The organism is Clostridioides sp. LIBA-6622 (assembly GCF_056716095.1).
In genome coordinates, this window is record NZ_CP196998.1 from 1,425,997 (window position 1) to 1,447,084 (window position 21,088).

General features: G+C 28.3%; 20 protein-coding genes. 11 read left to right on the forward strand and 9 right to left on the reverse strand.

Translation table 11 applies throughout. The annotated features are described in order from the left end of the window. Positions 1–2: 2 nt before the first annotated feature. Positions 3–545 (reverse strand): TetR/AcrR family transcriptional regulator, encoded by a 543-nt coding sequence (locus tag ACTG47_RS06860; protein ID WP_479926578.1) that lies wholly within the window; start codon positions 543–545, stop codon positions 3–5. A 245-nt stretch (positions 546–790) separates the two neighbouring features. On the opposite strand from ACTG47_RS06860, the gene glpK reads away from it, so the two are divergent. Continuing rightward, positions 791–2,305: a glycerol kinase GlpK gene (gene glpK, locus ACTG47_RS06865; RefSeq protein WP_479926579.1), complete on the forward strand. Its 1,515-nt coding sequence runs from the start codon at positions 791–793 to the stop codon at positions 2,303–2,305. A gap of 112 nt (positions 2,306–2,417) precedes the next feature. On the opposite strand, the gene ACTG47_RS06870 is transcribed toward glpK, so the two are convergent. Beyond that, positions 2,418–3,047, reverse strand: coding sequence for a TrkA C-terminal domain-containing protein (locus ACTG47_RS06870; protein WP_169465505.1), 630 nt, complete (start codon positions 3,045–3,047; stop codon positions 2,418–2,420). A 584-nt stretch (positions 3,048–3,631) separates the two neighbouring features. Between ACTG47_RS06870 and ACTG47_RS06875 the strand changes: the two genes are divergently transcribed. From ACTG47_RS06875 to ACTG47_RS06890, 4 genes are read left to right on the forward strand one after another with little or no spacing between them, the layout of a single operon-like run. Further along, positions 3,632–4,423, forward strand: a complete 792-nt coding sequence (locus ACTG47_RS06875) for a 5-oxoprolinase subunit PxpA (protein ID WP_169465503.1) — start codon at positions 3,632–3,634, stop codon at positions 4,421–4,423. A 28-nt stretch (positions 4,424–4,451) separates the two neighbouring features. Next, positions 4,452–5,672: an NRAMP family divalent metal transporter gene (locus ACTG47_RS06880; protein ID WP_479926580.1), complete on the forward strand. Its 1,221-nt coding sequence runs from the start codon at positions 4,452–4,454 to the stop codon at positions 5,670–5,672. Positions 5,673–5,691: 19 nt separating this feature from the next. Further along, positions 5,692–6,387, forward strand: a complete 696-nt coding sequence (gene pxpB, locus ACTG47_RS06885; protein WP_479926581.1) for a 5-oxoprolinase subunit PxpB — start codon at positions 5,692–5,694, stop codon at positions 6,385–6,387. 29 nt (positions 6,388–6,416) lie between these two features. Then, positions 6,417–7,403 (forward strand): 5-oxoprolinase subunit C family protein, encoded by a 987-nt coding sequence (locus ACTG47_RS06890; protein ID WP_169465497.1) that lies wholly within the window; start codon positions 6,417–6,419, stop codon positions 7,401–7,403. 225 nt (positions 7,404–7,628) lie between these two features. Here ACTG47_RS06890 and ACTG47_RS06895 read toward each other — a convergent pair whose 3' ends face one another. Continuing rightward, positions 7,629–8,195, reverse strand: a complete 567-nt coding sequence (locus ACTG47_RS06895) for a helix-turn-helix domain-containing protein (RefSeq protein ID WP_479926582.1) — start codon at positions 8,193–8,195, stop codon at positions 7,629–7,631. A 349-nt stretch (positions 8,196–8,544) separates the two neighbouring features. Here ACTG47_RS06895 and ACTG47_RS06900 point away from each other — a divergent pair, with 349 nt between their 5' ends. Genes ACTG47_RS06900 through ACTG47_RS06910 form a run of 3 tightly spaced genes read left to right on the forward strand, consistent with a single transcriptional unit; the run spans position 8,545 to position 12,900 of the window. Next, positions 8,545–9,612: a mandelate racemase/muconate lactonizing enzyme family protein gene (locus ACTG47_RS06900; protein ID WP_479926583.1), complete on the forward strand. Its 1,068-nt coding sequence runs from the start codon at positions 8,545–8,547 to the stop codon at positions 9,610–9,612. A gap of 18 nt (positions 9,613–9,630) precedes the next feature. Beyond that, entirely contained in the window at positions 9,631–10,791 is a 1,161-nt protein-coding gene (locus ACTG47_RS06905) for a DUF819 family protein (protein WP_479926584.1), read from the forward strand. A gap of 12 nt (positions 10,792–10,803) precedes the next feature. Further along, on the forward strand, positions 10,804–12,900 hold the full coding sequence (locus tag ACTG47_RS06910) for a CocE/NonD family hydrolase (protein ID WP_479926585.1): 2,097 nt from the start codon (positions 10,804–10,806) through the stop codon (positions 12,898–12,900). A gap of 66 nt (positions 12,901–12,966) precedes the next feature. Here ACTG47_RS06910 and ACTG47_RS06915 read toward each other — a convergent pair whose 3' ends face one another. Further along, positions 12,967–13,311 carry a RidA family protein gene (locus ACTG47_RS06915; protein WP_021384144.1) on the reverse strand — a complete coding sequence of 115 codons (345 nt, stop codon included), beginning with the start codon at positions 13,309–13,311 and terminating at the stop codon, positions 12,967–12,969. A gap of 292 nt (positions 13,312–13,603) precedes the next feature. Between ACTG47_RS06915 and ACTG47_RS06920 the strand changes: the two genes are divergently transcribed. Both ACTG47_RS06920 and ACTG47_RS06925 read left to right on the forward strand, forming a co-directional pair. Next, positions 13,604–14,494, forward strand: a complete 891-nt coding sequence (locus tag ACTG47_RS06920; protein ID WP_479926586.1) for a DMT family transporter — start codon at positions 13,604–13,606, stop codon at positions 14,492–14,494. 230 nt (positions 14,495–14,724) lie between these two features. Continuing rightward, positions 14,725–16,011 carry a Gfo/Idh/MocA family protein gene (locus ACTG47_RS06925; protein ID WP_479926587.1) on the forward strand — a complete coding sequence of 429 codons (1,287 nt, stop codon included), beginning with the start codon at positions 14,725–14,727 and terminating at the stop codon, positions 16,009–16,011. Positions 16,012–16,098: 87 nt separating this feature from the next. On the opposite strand, the gene ACTG47_RS06930 is transcribed toward ACTG47_RS06925, so the two are convergent. The 5 genes from ACTG47_RS06930 to ACTG47_RS06950 form a co-directional block, all read right to left on the reverse strand. Further along, on the reverse strand, positions 16,099–16,542 hold the full coding sequence (locus ACTG47_RS06930; protein WP_479926588.1) for a regulatory YrvL family protein: 444 nt from the start codon (positions 16,540–16,542) through the stop codon (positions 16,099–16,101). A gap of 9 nt (positions 16,543–16,551) precedes the next feature. Continuing rightward, entirely contained in the window at positions 16,552–17,346 is a 795-nt protein-coding gene (locus ACTG47_RS06935) for a M55 family metallopeptidase (protein WP_479926589.1), read from the reverse strand. Positions 17,347–17,786: 440 nt separating this feature from the next. Further along, positions 17,787–18,149: a hypothetical protein gene (locus tag ACTG47_RS06940; protein ID WP_479926590.1), complete on the reverse strand. Its 363-nt coding sequence runs from the start codon at positions 18,147–18,149 to the stop codon at positions 17,787–17,789. A gap of 115 nt (positions 18,150–18,264) precedes the next feature. Beyond that, entirely contained in the window at positions 18,265–18,741 is a 477-nt protein-coding gene (locus tag ACTG47_RS06945) for an SAM-dependent methyltransferase (RefSeq protein WP_169465478.1), read from the reverse strand. A 103-nt stretch (positions 18,742–18,844) separates the two neighbouring features. Further along, positions 18,845–20,014 carry a M20 metallopeptidase family protein gene (locus ACTG47_RS06950; RefSeq protein WP_479926591.1) on the reverse strand — a complete coding sequence of 390 codons (1,170 nt, stop codon included), beginning with the start codon at positions 20,012–20,014 and terminating at the stop codon, positions 18,845–18,847. A 162-nt stretch (positions 20,015–20,176) separates the two neighbouring features. Between ACTG47_RS06950 and ACTG47_RS06955 the strand changes: the two genes are divergently transcribed. After that, on the forward strand, positions 20,177–21,040 hold the full coding sequence (locus tag ACTG47_RS06955; protein ID WP_479926592.1) for a S66 peptidase family protein: 864 nt from the start codon (positions 20,177–20,179) through the stop codon (positions 21,038–21,040). Positions 21,041–21,088: the final 48 nt, after the last annotated feature.

Genomic DNA, 21,088 nt, shown 5'->3' on the forward strand with positions numbered 1-21,088 from the left:
CCTTAATGTATTAATTTTTCAATATAGGGTTTTAAATTTTTAAACTCTATATGAGTATATGTTGAGTATGAAAAAAACATTTTAATAATTATGTTGCATACTAATTTATCATTATTAAAAAATGTTTCTTTTTCTAAAGCTTCATATACTTTATTTGAAAGTTGCTCGTGAAAATCATCTTTATGCTTTTTCATTTCAAAAAATCTCTTAGCCTCAAAAGTGTTTAAAAAATCATTGTATTGAATATTATGAACCTTGTTTATAAAATTTCTTATTTCTGTAAAAATAATATCTAATTTTTTTATGTAATCTTCAGTATTTTTGTTAGAGTATTCAATTCGCCTTATCAATAAATCCCATTCCGATTTTGTGATATATTCTATTATTTCTTGTTTTGAATCAAAATAATTATATACTGTACCTGCACTTATACCACATCTTTGAGCGATTTTCCTTATGCTAATATTAGAGTAGTCTTCCTCTAAAATCATGTCTCGAGCTACCTTTAGTATATCTTCTTTTACATTTTCTAAAATCTTTGGCATATTACCACCTCTTTTATTAAAATTATTATGAACACTGTTTATTATAAACCTTTAAAATTTATTAATCAATATGTAAGCTATAATGTATAATATTATTATATAGATATGGTATAAAATAAGTGTCTTATTAGAAGTATCTAATCTATTAAATTTGTACTTAAGTATGATTATTTACTTAAATATGTAATATTAGATTTTTCTTTTTAATAAATTAAATATTATTATATGATAAGGAGAATACTGTGATGGAAAAGAAGTATGTAATGGCATTAGACCAAGGAACAACTAGTTCAAGAGCTATACTATTTAATAAAAAGGGTGAAATAGTAAAAATCGCACAAAAAGAATTCAAACAAATTTATCCAAAAGCTGGGTGGGTAGAGCATGACCCTATGGAAATATGGGGTTCACAAAGTGGAGTAATGAGAGAGGTTATAGAAACCGCAGGAATAAGACCAGAAGAAATTGCTTCAATAGGAATAACTAATCAAAGAGAGACTACAATTGTTTGGAGTAGGTATACTGGGAAACCGATTTATAATGCGATAGTATGGCAGTGTAGGAGAACATCAGAAATATGTGATGAGCTTAAACATAAGGGATTAGAAGAACTAATAAAAGAAAAAACAGGTCTTTTAATAGATGCATACTTTTCAGCAACAAAAGTGAAGTGGATATTAGATAATGTAGAAGGAGCTAGAGAAAAAGCAGAACAAGGAGAACTATTATTTGGAACTGTAGACACATGGTTAATATGGAATTTGACACGTGGGAAAGTTCATGTAACAGATTACTCAAATGCATCTAGAACAATGATGTATAATATAAATAGTTTGGAATGGGATAAAGATATACTAAGAGAGCTAGATATACCAATAAGCATGTTACCATCAGTAAAACCTTCTAGTTATGTCTATGGCCATACAGATGAACGTATGTTATCAGGAGCTAAAATACCTATTGCTGGATGTGCAGGAGACCAACAGGCAGCATTATTTGGTCAAAACTGTGTTGAAGAAGGGACTGCAAAAAATACTTATGGAACAGGTTGCTTCCTACTTATGAATACAGGTAGTAACATAGTCAAATCCAAGCATGGATTACTTACAACAATCGCTTGGGGTGTTGATGGAAAAGTGACATATGCATTAGAAGGAAGTATATTTATTGGAGGAGCATCTATTCAATGGCTTAGAGATGAATTAAAGGTAATTGAATCTGCGAAAGATAGTGAAATGTATGCAACTAGAGTAGAGGATACTAATGGTGTATATGTAGTACCAGCATTTACAGGTCTTGGAGCTCCATATTGGGATATGTATGCTAGAGGGTCAATTTTGGGTCTTACAAGAGGAGCAAAAAAAGAACATATAATAAGAGCTACATTGGAGTCTATTGCATATCAAACAAAAGATGTCTTAGAAGCAATGCAAAATGACTCAAAATTAAAATTAAAATCATTAAAAGTTGATGGTGGAGCAAGTAATAATAATTTTTTAATGCAATTTCAGTCAGATATATTAAATGTAGATATAGATAGACCCAAAATAGTAGAAACGACAGCTTTAGGAGCAGCATATTTAGCAGGATTATCTGTTGGTTTCTATATTGGAAGTAATGAAATCCCATCAAAATGGTCAGTGGAAAAAGAGTTTAATCCAAACATGAATGAAGATAAGAGGAATAAATTATATAAAGGTTGGAAAAAAGCTGTATCAAGAGCTTTAAGCTGGGAAAAAGAAGATGAAGTAGATATTTAAAAATTAGTCAAAAACAAAATTTATTTGAACTTAAAAAGAGCTTTCTGTAAAATATGAAGCTCTTTTTTATTGTTTACTTACACTTTTATACAATTATACTAAATTATATAATTTACTTTTCATTTTCATATAAGAACATTGGTATAGAGTTATAAATATGTTTGTCTCCAACAACTAAGAGAATATCACCATCTAAAAACTCAATATACGGGCCAGGAGATATTATAAGTTCCTCACCTCTTTTAATTGCAACTATTGTAGCACCTGTATTTTGCCAAAATTTAGTTTGAGCTGCTGTTTGTCCAACATATTTACATTTAGAATTTATTGTGAACTGAACGGGCACTAAAGGATTTATTATTTCAAGTCTGTTAGAATAATCTAAAATTTTATTTATAGTATCCAATATTTCATTTTCTAAATTAGATTTAGTATCTATTAAATTATAAAGAGTTGATTTGTATGATGATATATTTGTAATATCTCTATATTTTTTTATAAAAGAAGAAGCTTTGTCTGGAGATAATACAATAACACCCTTACCCTTTATGCTTTTAACAACACCAATGTCCTCTAAAATTTTAACAGCTCTTCTTATAGTTTCTGGAGATACATTGTATTTACCAGCCAAAACAGAACGTCCAAATAATACTGAATCCTCTTGTATTTCACCTGTATATATTTTATTTGCAATATCCAACGCTATTTTTTGGTATATTGGCATCGTATAATTTTTATCCATTGTTTTTCCCCCAATACAAAATTTATGTTAAAAAATATATAATCTTAATAATACTATTGTATAATTTATAGGTTTGTATGTCTACAATATGTACAAATATTGTCTGTTTTTTAAAATAATATTTTAACATGCATTTAGTATACATGATTTTACTATACTCAAAACTATATAAAGACTTACTTGTAAGAATATAAAGATATTTTATTTACAAGAAACGATAATTATATAGATGAAATAAACAAATGAATGAAGAAAAATACTTCTGTCTTGCATATAAAGTGGTTAAAATTGAGAAATACTTTAAAAATGAAAGTTGAAGTCCTTGTTTTAGGCAAAAATGATTAATTATTAACTAAAAAATGGCAAAAACATTTTTTGAAAAAGAAATACAAATGAATGTGAAATTAAAATAATTGCAAAAATATTCCTCAAATGGTAAAATTATATTATAAAATGCAATGAAATAGTTGCAAAAATAAAATTGAATAAAAGGAATAAAATATTTCATGCAATATATAAAATAAACAAAATTTAAAAATCAAAACTACTTATTCTATCAAAATGTTACTGAGGGGGGTCATAAATTGTATAAAGTAGATTTAAATAGTGATTTAGGAGAAAGTTTTGGAGCATATAACATTGGTTTAGATGAAGAAGTCTTAAAATATATTTCATCAGCTAATATAGCTTGTGGGTTTCATGCAGGGGACCCTAATCATATGAATAAAACAGTAAAACTAGCCAAAGAAAATGGAGTGAAAATAGGAGCACACCCAGGTTTTCTAGATTTAATAGGATTTGGAAGACGTGAGATGAAAATAACTAAGCAAGAAGCTAAAGATTATACAAAATACCAATTAGGAGCTTTAATGGCTTTTGCAAGCTCAAATGGATGTAACATACAACATGTAAAACCACATGGAGCATTATACAATATGGCAGCTAAAGATAAAGATTTAGCTATGGGTATTTGTGAAGCTATATATGAAGTAAATAAAGATATCATACTTTTAGGATTATACAATAGTGAAATGATAAATTCTGCTAAAGAGATTGGGCTTAGGTATGCAAATGAAGTATTTGCAGATAGAGCTTATGATAATAATGGATTTTTAGTTCCAAGAAGTGTAGAGGGAGCAGTTATACATGATACAAAATGTGCAATAGATAGAGTTGTTAAGATGGTAAAAGAAGGAACTGTAGAAACTTTAACAGGTGACGTTATACATATCAAAGCCGACTCTATATGTGTTCATGGGGATAATCCAAAGGCAATAGAGTTTGTTAAAGAGATAAGAAAACGCTTTGAATTAGAAAATATAGAAGTTTGTCCATTAGAAGATATGGAAGCTTGTTCATCAGAGAACATGGTTTAAGACTGATAATATGAGGGGGAGATAAAATATGAGTACAAAAAATATTACTGATAAAACGAAAAATAAAAAAGATGTTGGGGCACTTATAGGAGCTGCTTTTATAATGGCAACATCAGCAATTGGACCTGGTTTTTTAACTCAGACAGCACAATTTACTCAAGATTTTGGACCGAGTTTTTCATTTGTAATCTTAATTACAACAATTCTTTTCATAGGGGCTCAAGTAAATGTATGGAGAGTAATTGGTGTATCAGGGCTTAGAGGACAAGATATAGCAAATAAAATAGTGCCTGGATTAGGTTATCTAGTTGCTTTTTTAGTAGCTCTTGGAGGATTAGCTTTTAACATAGGAAATGTTGGTGGAGCTGCACTTGGTATGAATGTAATGTTTAATATGAATATGACACTTGGAACTATATTAAGTGGATTGATAGCAATATTTGTATTTATGTCAAAAAATTCAAATTCTTTAGTAGATAAGATAACTAAATTTTTAGCATTAGGTATGATAATTATAGTTGGATATGTAGCAATATCAAATCATCCTCCTGTTGGAGAGGCAGTTGCAAAAATGGTAAAACCAGAGAATCCAAAAGGGCTTATATTCCCAATAATAACTTTACTTGGAGGAAGTGTTGGAGGTTATATAACTTTTGCTGGAGGACATAGATTGATAGATGGTGGGATAACAGGAGAAGAAAATATAAAAGAAATAACTAAATCTTCTCTTTTAGGAATATTAGTTGCAACAATGATGAGGGTTCTTCTATTTTTAGCAATATTAGCAGTGGTTTCAAAAGGTCTTCAACTTGACCCAGAAAATCCAGCTGCTTCAGCTTTTAAATTTAGTGCAGGAGCAATAGGATATAAATTCTTTGGACTTGTATTATGGTCTGCTGCAATTACATCAGTTATAGGAGCTGCTTATACATCAGTTTCTTTCTTAAAAACACTAAACCCTTTTATAGATAAGTATGAAAAGTATTTCATAATAGCATTTATAGCAATATCAACACTTATAATGGCGTTTATAGGAAAGCCAGCAACTTTATTAATTTTAGCAGGTTCTTTAAATGGACTAATACTTCCAATCACATTAGGAATAATGCTTATAGCATCTAAAAGAAAAGATATTGTTGGAGATTATAAACATCCTACATGGCTTTTAATATTCGGAGTAATAGTAGTATTAATATCTGCCTATACAGGAATAACTTCTCTTAGTAGTCTAGGAACTTTATTTGCTTAATTTAGAAGAGGTGACATTTATGAAAACTAGATACTTGCTATCAGGAGATAAAGCAGTAGTTGCTGAGTTTGGAAATGAAATATCAGAAGATATAAATAAAAAAGTAATTTCATTTATGAGGGCAATAGAAATATCAAATCTTAAAGGGATTGTCACAGAAATGGTGCCAACATATAGGTCACTTATGATAAGTTATAATCCCTTAAAAATAGACTTTGATAGTTTAATTGAAAGCTTAAAAAAAATAGAAAATAATTTAGAAAGCATAGAATTACCAAAACCTAAAATACATGAGATTCCAGTATGTTATGATAAGGTTTTTGGCATAGATATTGAAAATGTTGCAAGCCATAATAATCTTACTGTGGATGAGGTTATAAAAATACACACAGGTAGAGAGTACTTGATATATATGTTGGGATTTACTCCTGGATTTCCATATCTAGGAGGTATGGATGAAAGAATAGCTACACCTAGGCTAGAGGTGCCAAGAACTAAAATTTATGGCGGAAGCGTTGGTATAGCAGGTTCTCAGACAGGAGTATATCCTATAGACAGTCCTGGAGGATGGCAAATAATTGGTAGGACACCTTTAAAATTATATGATGAAAATAGAGAAGAACAAATTTTACTTAGAGCTGGAGATTTTATAAAATTTGTTCCAATAACATTAGATGAATTTATAGAAATTGAAAAAAATAATTTGAGTATTTAAATATCGTTATAGTACAGGGAGTGGTATATATGGGATTCAAAGTTGAATTAGGAGGTTTCCAAACATTAATACAAGACAGAGGTAGAGTTGGATATGGACAATATGGTGTATCTGGTTGTGGGGCAATGGATGAGTATGCACATAGAGTAGGAAATATATTAGTTGGAAATTCTGAAGATGAAGCTTCTTTAGAAGTTCTAATGTTGGGCCCTACAATTACATTTGATGAATATACACAAATAGCAGTAACTGGGGGAGATCTAGGCGCTAGAATAAATGGAAAAGAGATTCAAAACTGGAGGTCATATCAAATAAACCCTGGTGATGTGTTATCATTTAGAGGTGTAAAATCAGGAGCTAGAGCATATGTATCAATAGCTGGCGGAATAGATGTTCCACTTGCAATGGGTAGTAAATCAACTTATACAAGAGCTAAAATTGGTGGCTTTGAAGGTAGAGCACTTAAAAAAGGAGATTATATAAATACTTTCATTCAGGAAAAAGATTTTACTATAAATAAAAAATTAAATTCAAAATACATTCCAAATTATAGTTCAGAAATAGTATTAAGAATTGTAAAAGGACCTCAGTTTGATGCTTTTTCTAAAGGTGAAGTAGAAAAATTCTTGTCGAATGAATATAAAGTTACAAATGAAATAGATAGAATGGGTTGCAGACTAGATGGAGAGAGTATAAAGCACCTTAATGGAGCAGACATTATATCTGATGGTATTTCTTATGGAGCTATACAAGTACCTGGACATGGAAAACCTATTATAATGCTATCTGATAGACAGACTAGTGGTGGTTATACTAAAATAGGAAATGTAATAAGTGTAGATTTGTATAAGTTGGCACAAGCAAAGCCAAATGATATAGTAAAGTTTGAATTTGTAGATATATATGAAGCACATAAATTGCTAAGAGAACAAGAAGAAAAGATTCAAGATATTTATAAGAGCATGAAAAATATAAGAGTTGTCAAAGCAAAAGTATTAAATGATATAGCAGTTTAATTTAATCTTAATAAACATAATTCTTATTGTAATTTAAAACGTAATTTACAAATAGCTATTTACTATTTACCATAATTAAGATGGTTTAGTTAAATAGCTATTTTTTAGTTTAGACAAAGATTATAGATTTAAATAAATACTTCAATTTGAAAATAAAAGTAGTATTTAAATATTTTTAATTTTTATTTTGAAGTTTATATAAAAAGTATGTATTTTATATAGTGTTTATTTGGATTTTATGGGCCAAATTGGAGGAGAAATAACGCCATATCCACGAGCTATTGTATCTTTACTTGGGTTGATGATTTTATGAGGTATATTAGCCTTTATAAATGTTGAATCACCTGCATTTAATCTTACTACTTTTTCGCCTATACAAATATCAATCATACCACTTGTTACTACCATGATTTCCTCTGATGCATGATATATACAATCCTTAGCATCCTCACTTTCTGGTTTAAGTTCAAACTCTACAAGTAAACTTGAAGGAGTAAATTCAGGTGTTGGCATTGGAGATACTATCTCATAAAACATTTCACTTCTTGGAAATTTCATCATAACTCTATCTTCTTTTCTAATGACTAAATCATCAGTATTATTATCATCCATAAACATATATAAAGGAGTATCTAAAACTTCAGCAATTTTTCTCAATGAAGATAAGGATGGTTCAATAGCATCTCTTTCTATCTGAGAGATATAACTTATAGATAAATCTGTCAATTTGGAAACATCACTTAATGTTTTTTTCTTGCTTTTTCTTATATTTCTCATCTTTTCACCTAGCATAAGAACCTCCAAATAATAAAATTAATATAAATATTCGATAAAAACAAAGTAATTATAGCATAACATAGAATTAGTGGCAATAAGAATAAATAGAATGTTTTGATAATTAAAATTCAATTAAATATAACTAAAAGTTTAAAAAAATCAATTATTGTTGAATTAGTATAATAAAAAATATAATAAGAATGAATTTAGCATAGAAGGATTAATTAAAAGAAGATTATTGAAGGATATTTTAGAAAATAGTAAATTTTCAGTAAATTATCTTGACATATGTATTGAAGTAATAATATAATTTTAAGTATAAAGTTTAATAAATTAAATTATAACTTCAAAAAAGAAGGGTAATATGAAGATAACAGATATAAAATTTGAAAAACTGAGAATTAAATTAAAAAAACCTGTAGTAGTTTCATTTGGGGTAATTGAATATGGAGAAAGTGTAATCTTAAAGATTGAAACTGATGAAGGATATTATGGATTTGGTGAAGCAGCTCCTCTTGCAGCAGTCACAGGTGAAGTTTTGGATAATGTACTTTCAATATTACTGATGTTTAAAAAAGAGCTGATAGGAAAAGACCCACTGGATATTGAAATGATACATACAATCATGGATGGAATTATAATAGGTAACACTTCTGCAAAAGCAGCCATTGATATAGCTTTATACGATATCAAAGGAAAAATTATGAATGCACCTCTTCATAAAGTTCTTGGAGGGTTTGACAATAAAGTTCAAACAGATATTACTATAAGCATAGATAAACCAGAAAAAATGGCAGAAGAAGCTTTAGAAAGAGCTAAAGAAGGATTTAGAATATTGAAGCTTAAAGCAGGGATAAATCCTGAAGATGATATTGAAGCTGTAAGATTAATTAGAGAAGTTGTTGGAGAAGGCATAAGAATTAGAATTGATGCAAATCAAGGATGGAATATAAATAGTAGCATAAATACTATCAAAAGATTAGAAGAATTTGGTGTTGATGCAATTGAACAAGCACTTCCACATTGGGATTTAGATGGAACTGCTTACATAAGAAATAAGAGTAATATAAAAATTATGATAGACGAGTCATTGCATTCACCAATAGATGCTATTAAAGCGATAAAAAAGGATGCAGTTGACACATTTAATATTAAGTTGATGAAATCAGGAGGAATATATCCTGCTATAAAAATTAATAATATAGCTGAGTCAAGTGGAGTAAATTGTATGTTAGGTTGTATGCTTGAAACGAGAATTGGTATAACAGCAGCAGCAAATTTAATTGCATCTAAAAAAAATATAACAGAGGCTGACCTTGATAGTTTTATGTTTTGTGAAGAATTAAATGGTATATCTGGAGGATTTGTGATGGATGGAGATATTATGAATCTTGTCAATAAACCAGGTTTAGGAATAGAATTAAACTTATGATAAAATTGGAGGTTAAATATGAATACATTTTTTTCAAGTCCAGGCAGTATACTTGCTGTAATGACATCAATGATTGCATTGGGTTTTTACTTACAAAGATATAAAGCTATTAAGAGTTTAGGACCAGCACTTACAATAATCATAATGGGAATAATACTTTCAAACTTAAAAGTGGTTCCAGTAAGTACTGAGTTATATGGAACTATTTCTACATATGCCATTCCAGTCTCTATGACTATAATGTTGATGAGTGTTGATTTAAAAGAAATGACAAAGTTATCAAGAGAGCCTTTGATTGCAATTTTTGTAGCTGTATTAACTGTAAGTATAATGGCATTTTTATTTGGACTTGTATTTGCAGAAAAAATATCAGAAGGTTGGAAAGTTGCTGGAATGTTTGTAGGTACATATACTGGTGGAAGTGCTAATCTTACAGCCATTGGTACAGGTCTTAATGTAAGTAGACAAACTCTTGCAGCGGCAAATGCAGCAGATTATGTAATTGGAGTACCAACATTAATATTTATGTTTGCTCTACCAGCTATACTAAAGAGTTCAAAGAAATTTAAAAAACTTTGGCCATATCATGTAGAAGAATCAGAATTAGAGGATGAGCAGAATGAAGAATTTATGGGGTCAAAAGAATGGAGTATTCAAGATATTGCCTGGATGTTGGCTATAGGTTTTGTTGTTACAGAGGTTGCAACAATCCTTTCTGGATATTTCAATTCAAGTTTTAGTAGTGCAGCAAGAATTCTTTTAGTTACAACTATTTCAATTATAATTGCTCAGTTAAAGCCAGTAAAGAAACTAAAAGGGAATTTAGATTTAGGATTATTTGTTGCATTATTCTTTTTATGTACTATAGGTTTTTCAGTAGATATAAAAGAGTTTTTAGGTTCAACCTTCACCATAACACTTTACTGTTTTAGCATAATTTTTGCTTCATTTGTTTTCCATCTATGTATAACTAGACTTTTAAAAATAAAGTATCAATATGTAATACTTTCTATAGTAGGAGCAATTGCTGATGGACCAACTTCAGCTTTAGTAGCTGCATCTGCAAAATGGAATTCACTTGTAAGTGTGGCAGTGGTAATGGGAGTAATTGGTGGAGTATTAGGAAACTATGCAGGTATATCAGTGGCATATGCTATAAAAATGTCCTTGGGATTATAGGAGGTGATTTAATTGCTAAAGTTTAGACTATATATATCTGGATTATATAGTGGAAATGTAGTTTTTGATGATAAGTTATTAATTGAAAAATTGAATCCTTTTACAAATAAAATTGAAAGTTTAAAAGCAATAAGTAAAGAAGAAAATGCATATTATTTAAATCTTACAAAAATAGATTTGAGTTCTTTATTTGATAACTTTGATATATACACTAGTAGTTTAGTAAATACAGATAAAAGCGTCATTATAAATAAGTTAGGAGAGACATATTCTAGGCTTAATGAATACATATGGGCTCAAAGAAATAAAAAATTTCCATTGGATGTAATTATTGTGGATAATAAAATAGTTGGTTTCATATGCTTATCTAGAGAAACTTGTACTATATTAGTTATGGATGGATATGAAGATTATACTGTATTAAAAGAATGGAATAAAACTCATAAAAATGAAGAGACATATTCTATAAGATTTGGTGGAAATTATATGGTTGATATAAAAGATGGAATAAAACTTTCTACAGATGTGTATCTTCCTAATCTTATAGATTCTACTAAAAAAGCACCAACAATTCTTATGAGAACTCCATATGGAAAAGAAAATGATAAAGAAATATATTATAAATATGTACAAAGAGGATATGTCGTTGTCATACAGGATGTTAGAGGAAGAAATGAATCAGAAGGTGATTGGGAGCCGATGATTCATGAAAGAGAAGATGGAGATAGTACTATAAACTGGATAGTATCACAGAAATGGTCAAATGGCATGGTTGGTATGTTAGGGGCATCTTATCTTGGTTATGTTCAATGGGCAGCTGCATCTTCAGGTAATAAACATCTTAAAGCTTTAGTTAGTATAGTAACATCAGGAAGTCCTTTTATTGATATACCAAGAAAAGGGGGAGCCTTTGTATCTGGTATGCTTGCATGGGCATTTATGGTATCGAGAAATAAAGTTGATAGAAGTAAAATGGTACGAGATGATTGGGATGATGTTTTAAACATACGACCTATACAGAATATCCCTATTGAAGCACTTGGATATAGAATAAAATTCTTGGAAGAATGGCTAAAGAGAGTAGAAAAAGATGAGTATTGGGATATGATGGATTGGCATTCACAAAAAGATAAAATAAATGTACCTGCATTGGTTGTATCTGGATGGTATGATGATAATGGTATGGGAACTACAGAAGCTTTAGATGTAATAAAAGGTTATGAAAAAGGGAAAAGAAAGGCTATTTTAGGTCCATGGATGCATAACTCAAATACTTTAAGAGATATAAATGGTATCTCTTTAGGAAATAATTCACTGAGATATGATTTAGATTATAATTATCTGTTATGGTTCGATAAATATTTAAAAGGGATAGAAAACAAAGTAGATAAGACTGCTTCAGTAGAGTATTATTCTGTAGGTTCTAATAAGTGGAAGACAGAGACAAATTGGCCAATAAGAAACAAAATAGATAAGACTTTATATCTAATAAGTGATGGGAATGCTAACACATCTTTAGGAAATGGAAGATTAGTATTTGATAGTGTTTTAGAAGAAAAGCGTGATAAGTATATATATAATCCTAAAGACCCATCAATACAACTAATTGATATGTCAGAAAATGAAGTTGGTGTTCCAAATAATTATAAGGATTTAGAAAAAAGAAGTGACATGTTGTGTTATACATCAGATGCTTTTAGTGAAGAATTTACTATAACAGGTGATATAAAGTTAGAGTTCTTCGCATCAAGTTCTGCTAAAGATACTGATTGGGTTATAAAAATTATGGATGTAGATTTGGATGGAAATTCAATTAAATTAGCTGATGGTATACTTAGTGCCAGATTTAGAAATGGTTTTTATAAGTCGGAGTTTATGGAAGAAGGAGAGGTTTACAAGTTTTCAATTATAACTTCAAAAATATCAAACACATTTAAAGTTGGTCATAAAATTAGACTAGATATAACATCTAGTGCTAAAAACTTTATTTTCCAAAATAGCAATACTATAGAAGGTTATAATAGTATTGAATATATAGAAGCAAAGAATATCATTTATCATGGAGGCAAATATCTATCCAAATTGATATTGCCTGTAGAAAATAAGTAAATTGATGTAAATAAAACAGTAAGGAGATATAATATTAATATTATATCTCCTTGTCAGTTAAATTAATTATTTTGTAGCTGCCACAACGCTCATTTCAACTAATAAATGCTCTCTAGCAAGTCTAGCTTCAACACAGGCTCTAGCAGGTTCAAATCCTTTTTCAACCCAAGCATCCCAAACAGAGTTCATAGCTTCAAAATCTTTCATATCTCTTAAATAAATAGTAACAGATAATAAATGTTGTTTATCTGAGTCATATTTGTTTAATAAATCTTCTATTTTAGCTAAAACTTCAGTAGTCTGCTCAATTATTCCGCCCTCAGCATGAGTTTGTCCACATAAGTAAACTGTGTTGTTATGAACTACAGCTCTACTCATTCTTCCAGTTCCTTCATATCTTTTTATTTCCATGTTTTAAATACCTCCATAATTAAAAAATCTATTAAAAATCTAAATAATAAATTAAAAAAAGTCTATACTATATAAAATTATATTATATATTGTAATAATAATCTATAAAAACATACAACTTTTTAATTATAATTATTATTGTTATTAATTGAAAAGATTTATTAGTTACTTGACATAATTTATACTTTTAATTATAGTATAAATTGGAATATTTAGATAATTATTATTTAATCTATAAGTAGAAGTCTTTAATTAATATGACTTTATATATTTATATAGAAAAGAGGTAAGTATGAGTAGTACAATCAAATCAAATCGAATAAAGGGCATAATGTTCATAATATTATCAGCTCTTGGTTTTGCAATGATGTCTGCATTTGTAAAACTAGCAGGAGATTTACCAAGTTTTCAAAAAGTATTCTTTAGAAATTTGGTATCAGCTATAATAGCCTTTTGGCTTATTATAAAACATAGAGGTAGTCTAACTGGTAAAAAGGCAAATTTTAAAGTACTTTTATATAGGTCAATATTTGGAACTTTAGGAGTTATATTTAACTACTATGCAATTGACAAATTAATGCTTTCAGATGCTAACATGTTAAATAAAATGAGTCCTTTCCTTGTAGTTATATTTTGTGCAATTGCTCTAAAAGAGAAAATAAATGTAAAACAGATAGGAGCTATTATAATTGCGTTTATAGGAGCTTTATTCATAATAAAACCAACATTTAGTGTAGAAGTGATTCCATATTTAGGAGGAATTGCTGGAGCTATATTTGCGGCAATGGCATATACATGTTTGAGAGTTCTTGGAGATAGAGAAGATTATTATACAATTGTATTTTTCTTTTCAGTATTTTCATTGATTACTGTAGGACCAATCGCTTTTGCAGTATATGAACCAATGACTCCTATGCAACTTATATATTTATTACTAGGAGGCGTATTTGCAAGTTTAGGTCAATTTGGAATAACTTTAGCATATAAGTATGCACCTGCTAAAGAAATTTCTATATTTGATTATAGTAATATAATTTTTTCAGCAATTTTAAGTATATTCTTATTCAATGTTTATCCAGATATGCTAAGTGTTGTCGGATATTTAATAGTATTTTCAGCAGCCTTTTATATGTTTTTATATAATAAGAAGTTAGATAAATTAGACAAAGAAAATAGAACGTAATAAAGCAGTAAGATAGATAAAAATTGTGTTTAGAGTATATATTTAATACTTAAGATTTTATATTAAAGCTAAATAATATATAGATTGAAAATATTTAATATATTAGTATAAAACAGCAGTTAAAATTGAAAAATTATAACTGCTGTTTCTTTTATTAAAAATATCCAAATGTCTATAAAAATAGACTATAATAGAGTAGTATAAATAATATAAAGGGGATAAATTAAAGTATGGAAAAAGTGAAAATTGCTGTAATTGGAGCAGGTAATAGAGGAACATATGCATATGCTCCATATATTTATGAAAATTCTGATGTGTGTGAAATAGTTGCTGTAGCTGAACCTAAAAAAGGAAGAAGAGAATTATTTACACAAAAATATAATTTAGATAGCAAAAATGTATTTGAAACTTTAGAAGACTTTTTTGAACAAGATAAAATGGCAGACGCAGTCATAATAGCTACAAATGATGATAGACATTATGATGTAGCAAAATTAGCTCTTGAAAAAGGCTATCATATATTATTAGAAAAGCCAATGTCTAACAGTCTAGATGGTTTGGTTCATATAGATGACCTATGTGATAAGTATAAAGATAAGATTTTTATGATTTGTCATGTACTTAGATATTCTCCATTTTATAATAAATTAAAAGAAATCGAAGAAAGTAAAAAATTAGGAGAACTGGTTAGTATACAGTACAATGAAAATATAGGGTACTGGCATTTTGCACATAGTTTTACTAGAGGAAATTGGAGAAATAGTAATGAAACAAGTCCTTTAATTTTAGCTAAGAGTTGTCACGATATGGATATTTTATTATATTTAGTAGGTAGTAGATGTAAAAAAATATCTGCATTTGGAAGTTTGAAGCATCTTAATAACCAAAATGCTAGTGGAGAAATGGCACAGAACTGTCTTCAATGCTTAGTTGAAAAAAAATGTCCATATTCAGCAAAGAGAATTTATCTAGAAAAAGATAGAAGTATAAACAGAGCTGTTCATATAAATCCAACAGAAGAAAATATTTTAAAAATACTTGAGACTAGTCCATATGGAAGATGTGTTTATAGATGTGACAACAATGTTGTAGATAATATGGTAAATATATTGCAGTTTGAAAATGGAGTGACAGCTACTTTTAATTTATGTGCATTTACTAAAGAAAGCGGAAGAACTATAAAGCTAATGTTTAGTCATGGTGAAGTTGGTGGCGATTTAAATAAAAATGAGATAAGAATTAAAGAGTTCGGAAAAAATGAAGAAATAGTTATAAAGCCATCAAATAAACAGAATATGGTGGAGGAATATGATAGAAACCTTATCGCTGAATTTATTGAATTAGTTTCAAATAAAGAACTAGAAAAGGGTAGAGTAGCAGCAAAAGAGGCTATACAAAGTCATGTAATGGCATTTGCAGCTGAATATTCAAGAATGAGTGATGAAGTAGTATATATAGAAGATTTCTTTGATAATGCGAAACAAATGACTAGAGAGATAGAAGAAACTATATTTTAATTAAGAAAACTTGTTAAATAAAATAAAGATAGATTATATAATAGATACACTAATGTATGTGTTCTATCAAAAAATCTATCTTTTTTATTAGGACTTTTTCTTATCTCTATCAAAAAAATCCATACATTCGGATAAAAGATAAGAGAGTAAAGCGAATAAGATTTCTGTACTTAAAGGAATCGTTATTGAATCCATAAATGTATCAATTATGTTCATAGCTAGAAAAGTTAGTATAAAATCAATTATAAATTCGCAAAGTTTATATAATGAGTAAGGTAATTTGTTTACATATCTAAATATATCTAAAATAGTAGTGCATAAAAAATCAATTGGAGTAGTTATACAAAAATATATTAAAAAGAAAATTAGTACAGACCCAAGAGATTTATATTCAAAACCTAAGAATGATAAGAAGCCAATTCCTATAACCGTGAAAATACAAAAAGTTATACCAAAAAAAACAGCAAAAAATAAAAATACAGAAATAAATTCGCCTAAAGGAATTCTTCTTTTATTACTTATCTTAATCAACTCCTTAATTTATATAAATAATAACATTCTTAAAAATTCATAATAGTCTTCTGTTTCAAATAATATTGTTTGAGAATCTATTTTTTTCATATTTGGATAAAAAGAAGCTTTAAAAGCTTTGTAATGTTCTCTAAACTTTATTTCTATTTTGAATTTATCAGGTAATTTTATTAAGTGCCTAGATAAATCTCCAGATAAAGCTTTTTTAACACCTTTTTCTATTTCTTTTAGTGCGAGATTTGGATGTATTGAAATTGAACCGTTTCCAATTCCTTTTGATACAGGTACAGTAATTATATTTGGGTTTAGTTTTTTTGCACTTTCACAAAGCATTTCATCTCCACTTAAAAAGGCCACAGGAACATTATAATACGCAGCAATATAAGCATTTATAGTAAATTCAGACGCTATTTCATCATTTATTTTAAAATAGTCATAATCAAGATCCATGGTATGAGAAAGTGGATTACCATTACAAGTAGCTCCAGAATGATAGCCAGTAAATATACACGCATCAAAGCTTTCATCAATTCCAGCCATCATAACTAGCGGGTCTTTAGTCCATCCTCTAAGTATTTTGACATTTTCAGGTAAAATATCTGGATTAATATTTCTACCACTATCATGTGCATCTTTGACAAGTATTTCATACATGCCAGATTGAGTAGCTCCATCACATGCTGATGCTATTTCTTTGCTCATTTGAGTTCTGTAGTGATATGAAAATTCGCATTCAAGTTTTGTCTCATCCCAATTTACAATACCACAAGTACCTTCTATATCAGCACTTAAATATAATTTCATAATATAGACCCCCTTATATTTATTATTAATGATAATAACAGATAACAGAAAAATATAATCAATAAAGGTCATAAAAATATTATGTCTTACTATTAATTATTATTAAATCTGTAACTGAAAAATTACTGAGCTAGTATTAAAAATAGAATACTAAGTACCATCTATTTGTATAATTTTTTTATATGTAATATTTATATAAGATTGTAACATATAAGTGGTTACATTTACTAGTTTAACATAGTTAAGTATCATTTTTAAGTTAAATTGTTTATAGAAGCTATTATATGGATTTATAATTAATTAGCAGAGAAGGAAAATAGTAGGAAGTTATAAGAAATAAAAGGCAAAAAAATAGAGAGTTATAAGAAATAAGCTGATAATTAATGTACAAAAGTGTACTTTATAGCTATTAAATAACTCTCAAAAAGAAATGTATTATTTTAACTGTATTTTTTATTTTTAATAAAGAAAACAATAATTATTGATAAAATAGGATTTATTGAAAATCCAAATAATGTCCAAAAACTACTGTTAAGGTTTTTATTTGTAGAAATTTTATTACATGCTATTAGGATTATTATATAAATGATACAATTTAATATTCTAAATATATGTGGTATAAAATTTTGAGCAAGTGCAAATAAAGTAAATGCGTAAAATAAGCCTATGAAAGCAAAGAAAAAGTAGTTTAAGTTTTTGAATTTTGGCAGTTGTTTTTTGCTATCATTAATTGACATGATAACACCAAGAACCATAGCTATCCATCCAAATAAATTTGCTGCTTGTAGACCAAATATTGTCATGTATTTTCTCCTTTATATTTATTTATATTTAAGTATACAAGATAATTTACTAATATTAAAGTAGATAAAAGTAATTATATAATCTTAAAATTTAAATACAAAGGAATAACGTATGTTAAAACTCAAATTCATTTTCCCAATCAAATTCTCCTGAATTTTCTACACTTTTAGGCCAATGATTGCACCATTTAGGAACTGATGGATTTTCGATTCTATCAACACTAGGAGTATATGGTTTTAAGTCAATAATAGGGCTATTGTCATTAGCATCAATATATGGGATTTTTATTATACCATTTTCATAGTCTATATTAATAATTTGTACAGTAGTTAATGCTATTGGATTAGGTCTAATAGGTGACCTTGTCGCAAATATTCCCATAATATCAGGTGCATTTTTATATGGCTTTGGAGTTTCTAAAATATTTCTTAATTCAATATTATCGAACCCATCAGCCCACCAAAGTACATTCAAGTGAGCAAATCCATCAAGTCCTTTTAGTGCAGGTATATATTTTTTATCCAATTCAATAAAGATTTCTTCACCTTGAACACGTATTTTTCCTATAGGATTTATTAATATTTCTTTCATAATATTACCTCCAATTATTTGGTTTTGTCATTTGTAATTTTAGAATAGTACCTAACACCATGTGAGGGTCAATATAAAAATTATTATATATAAATATTAACAACTAAAAGGATAATATATTTTTTACATGAAGTATAACACCAGTAATAAGGCAATCTTCATCAATATCAAAAGTAGATGTATGTAGAGGAGAAGTGATATTTTTCTTGCTATTTGCACAACCAAGATGATAAAAGGCTCCTTCACAGTATCTCAAAAAATATGAAAAGTCTTCAGCACCAAGAGTGGGAGCATCTTTAATGACAATATTTTCTTTTCCAAATAAATCTATAGCATTTTGTTTAACATAATCTACGAGATGATTTGAATTTATAAGAGCAGGATAACCTTCTTCAATTTCAACAGAAACATTCCCACCAAATGTTTTACAAGTAAAATCACAAATTTCTTTAATTCGTTTTTTGGAAAAATTTCTAGTTTCTTGAGTTAAAGTTCTCAAAGTTCCTTTTATAACAACTTTATCACAAACTATATTTTCTTTAATTCCGCCTTCAATTTTTCCTAAAGAAATAACTACAGAATCGGTAGGATTTGTATTTCGACTGACTATTGTTTGTAGAGCTGTTATGATATGAGCAGATATAACTATAGCATCAATACCTTGGTGTGGATAAGCTCCATGACACTTTGAGCCATGTACAGTCAATCGAAGTGTATCAGTGGAAGCATTTAAAGTGTTGTATTTTAGTTCAATTAGATTTTTCTCAATATTAGGATTGACATGAAGGCCAAATATATATTTAACATCTGGATTTTTCAAACAACCATCTTCTATCATAAGCTGAGCACCACCAATGGTTTCTTCAGCAGGTTGAAAAAAGAGTTTTACATTTACATTTAGATAATCCTTTAATTTAAATAATATATTGCAAGTGCCAAGTAAAATAGCAGTATGTGCATCATGGCCACATGCGTGCATTTTACCAAGATTAATGGATTTATAAGGAGAATTGAGCTCTTCTGTTATAGGTAAAGCATCTATATCAGCTCTTATTGCAATTGTTTCAAAGTTTGGATTTACATTTATATATGCAGTTATTCCTGTATGATTTTTATATTCAATGTAACTTATACCTATTTCATCTAAATACTTAATGATTTTTTTCTTAGTTTGAAATTCTTCTAATCCAAGTTCAGGAGTTTTGTGTAAATCTCTCCTTATATTTATAATCCAATCATTTATTTCATAGCAAAGAGTTTTTATATTAATCATAAAACACATCCTAACTGTATTAAAAATTTATTTTTCTTCATTAATTATATTATTCAATATAAATCATTATTCTGTATCAAGTACAAATAAAATATCTTATAATTATAATAGAGAGATTTAGCATGAATAGAAGTATATCATTTTAGAATAAGAGGTGTTTAAATGTTAGGAATAATTGCGCCATCTGGGCCATTAAGAAATACAAGTTTGGAGGAAATAAAGTCTAATTTAGAGAGTTATGGTTATGAAGTTAAATTTTCTGAAAGTTGCAATTTAAATTATAAAAATTATTTAGCTGGTAATGATGATATTAGAGCAAGAGATATAGAAGACATGTTTTTAGATAAAGATGTAGATATGATTATGTGTTTAAGAGGAGGTTATGGAACAACAAGGATATTAGACAAAATAAATTATGATATAATAAAGCAAAATCCAAAACCATTTATAGGTTTTTCTGATATAACAGGTTTAAGCTTAGCTTTCTATAAAAATTGTGGTCTCTTACCATACCATGGGATAATGGCGGCAAATGTAGCCAAATGGGATGAGTTTACCTATAAATCTCTAATAAATGCTTTAGAATTTAAAGATGAACTCTATTTAGAAAATCCAAAAGAAGAAAAGATTTACACTGTATGTGAAGGTAAAGCAGAGGGAATAATAATGGGAGGAAATTTATCCTTAATAATTGCTACAATGGGAACTAAGTATGAAATAGATGCAAAGGATAAAATTTTATTTATTGAGGAAATTGGAGAATGTCAATATAAATTAGATAGAATGTTAACCCAACTTTATTCTTCAGGAAAACTTGAGGAATGTAATGGTATAATTTTTGGAGATTTTAAAGATTGTATTGAAGAAAAAGAGTTGATAGAATTATTAGAAGAATTTGCAAGGAAAGTAAATAAGCCAGCTATATATAATCTTCAGTCTGGACATTGCATCCCAATGGTAACTATTCCTTTAGGTATAATGTGTGAATTAAATGCTACAGAAAAAATGATTAAATTAAAAAAATAGTGTGTATATAAATATAATGGAAATATGGTATAATCTTATACAAGTAAA

Bases quoted from the DNA above. Each gene is read 5' to 3' on its own strand.
- ACTG47_RS06870 (WP_169465505.1), bottom strand. From the start codon at position 3,047: ATGGATAAAAATTATACGATGCCAATATACCAAAAAATAGCGTTGGAT.
- ACTG47_RS06895 (WP_479926582.1), bottom strand. From the start codon at position 8,195: ATGCTAGGTGAAAAGATGAGAAATATAAGAAAAAGCAAGAAAAAAACA.
- pxpB (WP_479926581.1), top strand. From the start codon at position 5,692: ATGAAAACTAGATACTTGCTATCAGGAGATAAAGCAGTAGTTGCTGAG.
- ACTG47_RS06905 (WP_479926584.1), top strand. From the start codon at position 9,631: ATGAATACATTTTTTTCAAGTCCAGGCAGTATACTTGCTGTAATGACA.
- ACTG47_RS06950 (WP_479926591.1), bottom strand. From the start codon at position 20,014: ATGATTAATATAAAAACTCTTTGCTATGAAATAAATGATTGGATTATA.
- ACTG47_RS06915 (WP_021384144.1), bottom strand. From the start codon at position 13,311: ATGGAAATAAAAAGATATGAAGGAACTGGAAGAATGAGTAGAGCTGTA.
- ACTG47_RS06940 (WP_479926590.1), bottom strand. From the start codon at position 18,149: ATGACAATATTTGGTCTACAAGCAGCAAATTTATTTGGATGGATAGCT.
- ACTG47_RS06945 (WP_169465478.1), bottom strand. From the start codon at position 18,741: ATGAAAGAAATATTAATAAATCCTATAGGAAAAATACGTGTTCAAGGT.
- ACTG47_RS06920 (WP_479926586.1), top strand. From the start codon at position 13,604: ATGAGTAGTACAATCAAATCAAATCGAATAAAGGGCATAATGTTCATA.
- ACTG47_RS06935 (WP_479926589.1), bottom strand. From the start codon at position 17,346: ATGAAATTATATTTAAGTGCTGATATAGAAGGTACTTGTGGTATTGTA.
- glpK (WP_479926579.1), top strand. From the start codon at position 791: ATGGAAAAGAAGTATGTAATGGCATTAGACCAAGGAACAACTAGTTCA.
- ACTG47_RS06925 (WP_479926587.1), top strand. From the start codon at position 14,725: ATGGAAAAAGTGAAAATTGCTGTAATTGGAGCAGGTAATAGAGGAACA.
- ACTG47_RS06880 (WP_479926580.1), top strand. From the start codon at position 4,452: ATGAGTACAAAAAATATTACTGATAAAACGAAAAATAAAAAAGATGTT.
- ACTG47_RS06955 (WP_479926592.1), top strand. From the start codon at position 20,177: ATGTTAGGAATAATTGCGCCATCTGGGCCATTAAGAAATACAAGTTTG.
- ACTG47_RS06860 (WP_479926578.1), bottom strand. From the start codon at position 545: ATGCCAAAGATTTTAGAAAATGTAAAAGAAGATATACTAAAGGTAGCT.
- ACTG47_RS06890 (WP_169465497.1), top strand. From the start codon at position 6,417: ATGGGATTCAAAGTTGAATTAGGAGGTTTCCAAACATTAATACAAGAC.
- ACTG47_RS06900 (WP_479926583.1), top strand. From the start codon at position 8,545: ATGAAGATAACAGATATAAAATTTGAAAAACTGAGAATTAAATTAAAA.